We start from the raw sequence: 6,870 nt of genomic DNA on the forward strand, positions 1-6,870 counted from the left end.
AACGCGGTGCCGTCACCGGCGCCGACGTCACCGCGGCCGCCCGGGCCGGGGACCACACCGCCGTCGAGCTCCTGGTCGCCGCCGGACGCCGGATCGGCGCCCTGCTCGCCACGCTGGTGAACTTCTACAACCCGTCGACCATCCTGCTCGGCGGCCGGGTCGCGGGCGCCGGCGACCTCCTGCTCGCCACCATCCGCGAGACGATCTACCGCCGGTCGCTGCCCCTGTCGACCCGGGAGCTGCGCATCGAGCAGGCCCGGCTCGGTGAGGAGGGTGGCCTGGTCGGGGCGGCCTGGATGGTGCTGGACGAACTCTTCTCGGTCCGCCACTTCGGCCGCTGGCTGCACGCGGGCTCCCCGAACGGCATCCCGGACCTGCACACCGCGGGCGAGCGCGTCCGGGCCTGACCGGTTCCCGTCGCGTCGCCCGGCCCCGGGCACGGGTGCCCGTGTGATCTGCGCACACCGGGGGGTGGTTCGGGCACTGCCGGGACGCTCCGCGCGTTGAACGGGACAGCAACCGACAGACCCGAAGGTGGGAGTAATGACCACGGCGTTTTCCCCGACGGCGTTCACCAGGGCGTCCCAACCGCCCCAGCTGCCGACGATGCCCACGGGGTGGCCGATCGGCTCCTACGACACCTACGAGGAAGCCCAGCGGGCCGTCGACCACCTCGCCGACAGTGAGTTCCCGGTCGCCGACGTCACCATCGTCGGGGTGGACCCGCTGGTCGTCGAGCGGGTCGCGTCCCGGCTGACCTGGGGCAAGGTGCTCGGCAGCGGGGCGGGGTCCGGTGCCTGGTTCGGTCTGTTCGTGGGCCTGCTGCTCAGTCTGTTCACCCCCGGAGCGGGCCTGGCACCGATCGTGATCGGTCTGATCTCCGGTGTCGGCTTCGGCGTGGCGTTCGCCGCGGCCGGCTACGCGGCCACCCGGGGCAGGCGGGACTTCGTGTCGCAGAGCCAGCTCGTCGCCCGTCGCTACGACGTCCTCTGCCAACCCCGCAACGCCGAACGCGGGCGGGACCTGCTCGGCAAGCTGGCGATGTCGGGACCGAACGGGTTCTGACCGGACGCAAATCGGCACGCCACCGGCGCCGTCCCGTCCGGTCCCGACGGACGGGCGGGATACCCCCGATCAGTTCCCGCCCGGCGTTTCGGTGGGGACGGCGACCGTGAACGGCACCCCCTCCCGCTCCGCACAGACGGGCCGGTAGGCGTTGTAGCCGCCGACGGTGCCGTGGTCGTCCACGGCACCGGTCTCCACGCGCGGTCGGGGGAACAGGTTGTCCGAGCCCGTCCGGATCCGTGCGGAGGTGTGCTCGTCGCACCCGTACCGGGGGATCGACAGCGGCCGTCCGTCCTCGGTGTAGAGGTAGACGTCGGTCAGCGGCTTCCCCTCGGCGTCGAAGACGTAGAGGTTGTCCAGGCGCTCCCCGTCGTGGAACAGCTCCCCGGTGCCCTCCCCCGTCGCGCCTCCGTACACGCTGTCGTGCGGGCTCGCGTGCGGTGCCTCCACGGCGGATTCCAGCAGGGCGCCGGCGAGGCCGACGGCCGTGCCCGTGACGAACGCGGTCACCGGTAGTGTCGCCCACAGCTTCCGGTGGTCGGTGCGGGACCGCGGACCCGCCCACAGGACCAGCGCGGCGAGGCCGATCATCAACGGCAGCGCCGGCCACCCGTCGTCCGCCGCGAGGAGCACGCCCAGCAGCGCCAGCACCGCCGCGGCCAACCACCACCCGAGCGGGGACAACACGCCCAGCAGGGTCCACAACCGCGCCGGAAGCCCGCTCCGGGCGGCCAGCCACCGCACTTCGGGCAGGTCGCGGATCTGATCCGTTCCCCGTGTCGAGGCGGCGAGAGCCGCCAGCCCGATCCCGGCCCCGACCAGCACCAGGTAGGCGAACAGCGCACGCGGTGCGGCCTCGTGGGTGAGGCCGAGCGCCAGTCCCAGCAGCGCGGCGACGGGGACCCCGAGCGCGAGGCCCCAGAACGCGGTCCGCGGGGCCAGCCGGGAGACCGGGGCCTCGGTGCGGTCACCGTCGCCGGACGGTCCCGGGGGTGGCGGATAGTCGCCCGCGGCGCGGACCTCGGCCGCGTAGTCCTCCGGGGAACCGAGTTCGGCGGTCATCGCGGCGAGGGTGGCGTCCGCGCCGAGGCCGTCGGCGATCTCCGCCAGGTGCGGCCGCACGTCCTCGACGATCTCGTCGACCTCGTCGGGTGGGAGGTCCGACAGTGCCGTGCGCACCCGGGCCAGATAGGCGCGTACGGCGGGCCGGGTGTGTGAACTCATGTTGCCTCTCCCAACAGGCTGTCCATGGTCGCCGCGAAACCGCGCCAGGTCGCCGCCGACTCGGCGAGACGCGCACGGCCCAGCTCGTTGACGCTGTAGTACTTGCGGTGGGGGCCTTCCTCGCTGGCCTGGACGTACGAGGTGAGCAGCCCCGCCTTGTACAGCCGGCGCAGCGTGCCGTACACCGAGGCGTCCCCGATCTCGTCGAGCCCCGCCTGGCGCAGTCTGCGCAGGACGTCGTAGCCGTAGCCGTCCTCGTCGCGCAGCACCGCCAGCACCGCGAGGTCGAGCACGCCCTTCAGTAGCTGACTGATCTCCACCGGCCCTCCAGTTAGTGCGTGAGCGACACTACCACGCATTGCGTAGTAGTGGTGAGAAATACCCCGGCGAGGTCCTGGAGGCGAATTCCTAGCGCTGTGCCCCGGGCCGGCGCTGGCAACGGGGGCAGCTGAACGACGAGCGGTTCATGAACGGCTCCCGGATCACCGGCGTGCCGCACCGTCGGCACGGCTCGCCTTCGCGCCCGTAGACGTCCAAGTCGCGCTCGAAGTAGCCGGACTCCCCGTTCACATCGACGTACAACGCGTCGAACGACGTACCGCCCGCCGCCAGCGCCTCGGCCATCACGGCGGTCGCGGCATCGAGCGTCTCCCGCGCCTGACGTGCGGTGAGCCGGTCGGTGGGGCGGGTCCCGTGCAGCCGGGCCCGCCACAGCGCCTCGTCGGCGTAGATGTTGCCGATCCCGGAGACCAGGGTCTGGTCGAGCAGCGCCCGTTTGATCTCCGTACGGCGCCGGCGGATCGACCGGGCGGCCGCGACCGGATCGAACAGCGGGTCCCTCGGGTCGCGGGCGATGTGCGCCACGGGCCGGGGCACGCGGGTGCCGTCCACGTCGACCAGCTCCACCGGGGTGAGGCCCCCGAACGTGCGCTGGTCCACGAACCGGAGCTCCGGACCGCCGTCGCCGAAGCCGATGCGCACCCGTAGGTGCCGCTCGTCGGGAGTACCCGGGGGGCGCATCAGCATCTGCCCGCTCATCCCGAGGTGGGCCAACAGCCCCTCCTCGGGCGCCCCGGTGGGTTCCGACGTCGGCCCGAGATCGAGCCACAGGTACTTCCCCCGGCGGCGCACGGCGGTGACCGTGGCCTCCAGCAGGCGCCCCACGAAATCCGACGCGCCCGCCTCGTGTCTGCGGACGGCCCTCGGGTGCAGCACCTCGACCGACGTGATCGTGCGGCCGACGACGTGCTGTTCGAGACCGGCGCGCACGACCTCCACCTCGGGGAGTTCGGGCACGGGTGGGCCCGCCTACTCGGTGTCGTCGGCCGGGACCACGGCGTCCGCCGGGGCGTCCGCCCCGTCCCCGGCCGTCGCGGGCGGGTGGCTCCGCAGCTCCTCGTTCAGCGCGCGCCAGGCCGACTCGGCGGCCTTCTGCTCGGCCTCCTTCTTGGTGGTGCCGTCCCCCTCCCCGAGGGACCGCCCACCGACGAGCACGACGGCGTTGAACTCCTTGCGGTGATCCGGCCCGGTGTCGACGACCTTGTACTCCGGCACGCCGAGTCCGGCCGACGCCGTCAGCTCCTGCAGGCTCGTCTTCCAGTCCAGGCCCGCACCCCGCAACGGGGCCTCGGCGAGCAGGTCGCCGAACAGCCGGTGCACCAGCGAGCGGGCGGATTCGATCCCGTGCGCCAGGTAGACGGCGCCGATCACGGCTTCGAGCCCGTCGGCGAGGATGCTCGCCTTGTCCCGGCCTCCGGTGAGCTCCTCGCCCTTACCGAGCAGCAGGTGCGCACCGAGTCCCCCCTCGCCCAGTTCACGGGCGACGCCGGCCAGCGCGTGCATGTTCACCACGCTGGCCCGCAGCTTCGCGAGCTGCCCCTCCGGCAGATCGGGATGCCGCTGGTACAGGTGGTCGGTCACCACCAGGCCGAGCACGGCATCACCCAGGAACTCCAACCGTTCGTTGGGCTGGAGCCCACCGTTCTCGTAGGCGTACGAGCGGTGGGTCAGGGCGAGGGTCAGCAGCTCGTCGTCGAGTTCGACGGCGAGTGCGTCGAGCAGGGACGCCGGATCCGGTGCGGGCCCGGTGGGCGACTTGTCCCCCATACCGACGACCTCAGGCCGGCTCGACGACCTGCCGACCGGCGTACTGGCCACATGTCGGGCAGGCGACGTGCTGCGGCTTGAGCTCACGGCAGGCGCGGTTCTGGCAGGGCACCAGCTGCACGGGGGTCGCCTTCCACTGGGACCGGCGCGAGCGGGTGTTGGAGCGCGACATCTTCCGCTTGGGGACGGCCACGGCTGGGTCTCCTCATCAAGGTCTGCCCGCGCGACGCGGGCGTGCTTGCGAACGGTCGGACTTCACGCCCGACCGGCTTACCGGTCGGAGCCGTTCGCCGTCTCGCCGCCCGAAGTGTCCTCCAGACGGTCCAGCAGCGCGGCCCACCGGGGATCTATCGTCTCATGCCCGTGTCCGGGCTCGAGCTCGGCCCACTTCATGCCGCATCCCGAACACAGGCCCTCGCAGTCGTCGCTGCACAACGGGACCAGCGGCAACGCGAGCACGAGCGTGTCCCGCACGAGGGGTTCGAGGTCGATCATGTCGTCGACGATCCGGGAGACCTCGTCCTCCTCGGCGGTCTCGTCCGTGGTGGAGTCGGGGTAGGCGAACAGCTCGGTGAGCTGAACGTCCACCTCGCCGGTGATCGGATCGAGGCACCGCGAGCACTGGCCCTCGGTCGTGGTGTGCGCGGTGCCGGTGATCAGCACGCCCTCGACCACGGATTCGAGAAGCAGGTCCACCGTGATCGTGGTGCCCTCGCCGACGACGACGACGTCCGGGACGCCCAACGCGGTGGTCGCCGGCAGTTCGCGGCGCAGGTGGTGACTCGAACCGGGGCTCCGGCCGAGTTCGTGGGTGTCGAACAGCCACGGGTTGCGCGCGTCGGTGCGCTGCGGGCTCGAACTCTGGGAAGACATCGGGGCTTTCTGCGCGGTGCGGAACGGGACGGACGCCGACGACCGTGGGCCGGTGCCGACCTCACCAGCGTACGCGACCGGATGCGCTCACTGCGCCTGATAGTCGTACTCGTGGCTCGTCGCGCGCGAGGGGGGACCGAGCGTCCCCCGCAGGTGGTTGCGGCCGGAGTCGACCGTGCGCAGGGTCGCCGACAGCAGCTCGGAGAACTCGGCCAGTTTGTCGTCGACGTAGGCGTCGCAGTCGGCGCGCTGCCGGTCGGCCTCGGCGTGCGCCTCGTCGACGATCCGCGCGGCCTCGTCGTGCGCGGCCTGCACCACCTCGGTCTGCGACACCAGCCGGGACTGCTCGTGTTTGCCGTCCTCGACCGAACGCTCGTAGGCGTCCCGGCCCGCCTGCACCATGCGGTCGGACTCCTCGCGGGCGCGTTCGGTGAGGTTCTCGTACTCGGCCTCACCCGCGGCCACCGTGCGGTCGGCCTCGGCACGGGCCTCGGACACGAGCTGCTCGGCCCGCTCCCGGGCCTCGGTGAGCAGGCGTTCGGCCTCCTCGTTGGCCGAGTTCACCGTCGACTCGGCCTGCTCCCGGGCGATCCGGACGATCTCGTCCCGCTTGTCGAGCACGTCCTGGGCGTCGTCCACCTCCCCGGGCAGGGCGTCGCGCACGTCGTCGAGCAGTTCCAGCACATCGCCACGGGGAACGACGCAGCTCACGGTCATCGGGACCCCGCGGGCCTCCTCCATGATCGTGACGAGCTCGTCGAGAGCCTCGAACACCCGGTACACGCCAACTCCCTCGCGGCCATCGATTCCCACGCGACACCCCCAGTCTGCCCGCTCACCCCGCGCGGTGGTGGCACCACCCCGCAGCGTGTCACCGGGGGGTCGCCGTGAAGGACCCCTTCACGGCACCGGACGCAGTGAAGGGGGCCCTCGCTGCGTCGCACGCAGGGAAGGGGTCCTTCACGGCACCACGGGGAGTGACCGGCGAGGGGTCAGGAGTCCGGGAACTTGGCGCGGAGGCGGTCGCGGACGAGGTCGGGGACCATGCCGGTGACGTCGCCGCCGTAGGTGGCGACCTCCTTGACCAGCGAGCTGGACAGGTAGCTGTACGTCGGATTGTTCGACATCAGCAGCGTCTCGACACCGGACAGCTCGCGGTTCATCTGCGCCATCTGCAGCTCGTAGTCGAAGTCGCTCACCGAGCGCAGGCCCTTGGCGATGGCGGCGATCCCGTTGTCCCGGCAGTAGTCCACGAGCAGGCCGTGCCACGAGTCCACCCGGACGTTCGACAGGTGCGCCGTCGTGGCCCGCAGCATCTCCATCCGTTCCTCGACGGAGAACAGACCCTGCTTCTTCTTGTTCACCAACACGGCCACGACGACCTCGTCGAACAGCTCGGCCGCCCGTTCGACGATGTCGAGATGCCCGTTGGTCGCCGGGTCGTAGGAGCCGGGACAGACCGCTCGCCGCATGGCGCGGACGCTACCAAGCGCCTGGACACGCCACGCAACACACGCCGGACGCGCCGTTGATCACATCCGCACGCGCCACCGGGCGCCCGCCCGCAGGGGCCGGCCGTCACCCGCCCCCGGCCGCGCCCCC

Annotated in this window: 10 protein-coding genes; 2 read left to right on the plus strand and 8 right to left on the minus strand. The window is 71.9% G+C overall.

All coding sequences use genetic code 11. The features are described 5' to 3' along the window. The coding region (locus SACPADRAFT_RS28685; RefSeq protein ID WP_007025808.1) for an ROK family protein at positions 1-407 on the plus strand (407 nt) is incomplete at its 5' end. A 136-nt stretch (positions 408-543) separates the two neighbouring features. Next, complete coding sequence (locus SACPADRAFT_RS0218540; protein ID WP_007025809.1) at positions 544-1,065, plus strand: YflT domain-containing protein; 522 nt, start codon at positions 544-546, stop codon at positions 1,063-1,065. A gap of 69 nt (positions 1,066-1,134) precedes the next feature. Here the strand turns inward: SACPADRAFT_RS0218540 and SACPADRAFT_RS0218545 are convergent, their stop codons facing one another. The 8 genes from SACPADRAFT_RS0218545 to coaD form a co-directional block, all read right to left on the minus strand. Further along, a complete protein-coding gene (locus tag SACPADRAFT_RS0218545; RefSeq protein ID WP_007025810.1) occupies positions 1,135-2,289 on the minus strand; it encodes a DUF1700 domain-containing protein in 1,155 nt (384 codons plus the stop codon). Further along, a complete protein-coding gene (locus tag SACPADRAFT_RS0218550; protein ID WP_007025811.1) occupies positions 2,286-2,609 on the minus strand; it encodes a PadR family transcriptional regulator in 324 nt (107 codons plus the stop codon). Before SACPADRAFT_RS0218550 ends, SACPADRAFT_RS0218545 begins: the two co-directional genes overlap by 4 nt. A gap of 88 nt (positions 2,610-2,697) precedes the next feature. Beyond that, complete coding sequence (gene mutM / locus SACPADRAFT_RS0218555; protein ID WP_007025812.1) at positions 2,698-3,585, minus strand: bifunctional DNA-formamidopyrimidine glycosylase/DNA-(apurinic or apyrimidinic site) lyase; 888 nt, start codon at positions 3,583-3,585, stop codon at positions 2,698-2,700. A gap of 12 nt (positions 3,586-3,597) precedes the next feature. Next, positions 3,598-4,395 carry a ribonuclease III gene (gene rnc / locus SACPADRAFT_RS0218560; RefSeq protein WP_007025813.1) on the minus strand — a complete coding sequence of 266 codons (798 nt, stop codon included), beginning with the start codon at positions 4,393-4,395 and terminating at the stop codon, positions 3,598-3,600. 10 nt (positions 4,396-4,405) lie between these two features. Beyond that, positions 4,406-4,588, minus strand: a complete 183-nt coding sequence (gene rpmF / locus SACPADRAFT_RS0218565; RefSeq protein WP_007025814.1) for a 50S ribosomal protein L32 — start codon at positions 4,586-4,588, stop codon at positions 4,406-4,408. A gap of 77 nt (positions 4,589-4,665) precedes the next feature. Beyond that, positions 4,666-5,268, minus strand: coding sequence for a YceD family protein (locus SACPADRAFT_RS0218570; protein ID WP_007025815.1), 603 nt, complete (start codon positions 5,266-5,268; stop codon positions 4,666-4,668). Between the two features lie 87 nt (positions 5,269-5,355). Beyond that, the gene (locus SACPADRAFT_RS0218575) at positions 5,356-6,051 is read right to left on the minus strand and encodes a DivIVA domain-containing protein (RefSeq protein ID WP_007025816.1); all 696 of its coding nucleotides are present in this window, start codon (positions 6,049-6,051) and stop codon (positions 5,356-5,358) included. A gap of 209 nt (positions 6,052-6,260) precedes the next feature. Beyond that, entirely contained in the window at positions 6,261-6,740 is a 480-nt protein-coding gene (gene coaD / locus SACPADRAFT_RS0218580) for a pantetheine-phosphate adenylyltransferase (RefSeq protein ID WP_007025817.1), read from the minus strand. Between the last annotated feature and the right edge of the window lie 130 nt (positions 6,741-6,870).

The organism is Saccharomonospora iraqiensis subsp. paurometabolica YIM 90007 (genome assembly GCF_000231035.2).
Classification (GTDB): domain Bacteria; phylum Actinomycetota; class Actinomycetes; order Mycobacteriales; family Pseudonocardiaceae; genus Saccharomonospora; species Saccharomonospora paurometabolica.

Bases quoted from the DNA above. Each gene is read 5' to 3' on its own strand.
- SACPADRAFT_RS0218570 (WP_007025815.1), bottom strand. From the start codon at position 5,268: ATGTCTTCCCAGAGTTCGAGCCCGCAGCGCACCGACGCGCGCAACCCG.
- rnc (WP_007025813.1), bottom strand. From the start codon at position 4,395: ATGGGGGACAAGTCGCCCACCGGGCCCGCACCGGATCCGGCGTCCCTG.
- coaD (WP_007025817.1), bottom strand. From the start codon at position 6,740: ATGCGGCGAGCGGTCTGTCCCGGCTCCTACGACCCGGCGACCAACGGG.
- SACPADRAFT_RS0218545 (WP_007025810.1), bottom strand. From the start codon at position 2,289: ATGAGTTCACACACCCGGCCCGCCGTACGCGCCTATCTGGCCCGGGTG.
- SACPADRAFT_RS0218540 (WP_007025809.1), top strand. From the start codon at position 544: ATGACCACGGCGTTTTCCCCGACGGCGTTCACCAGGGCGTCCCAACCG.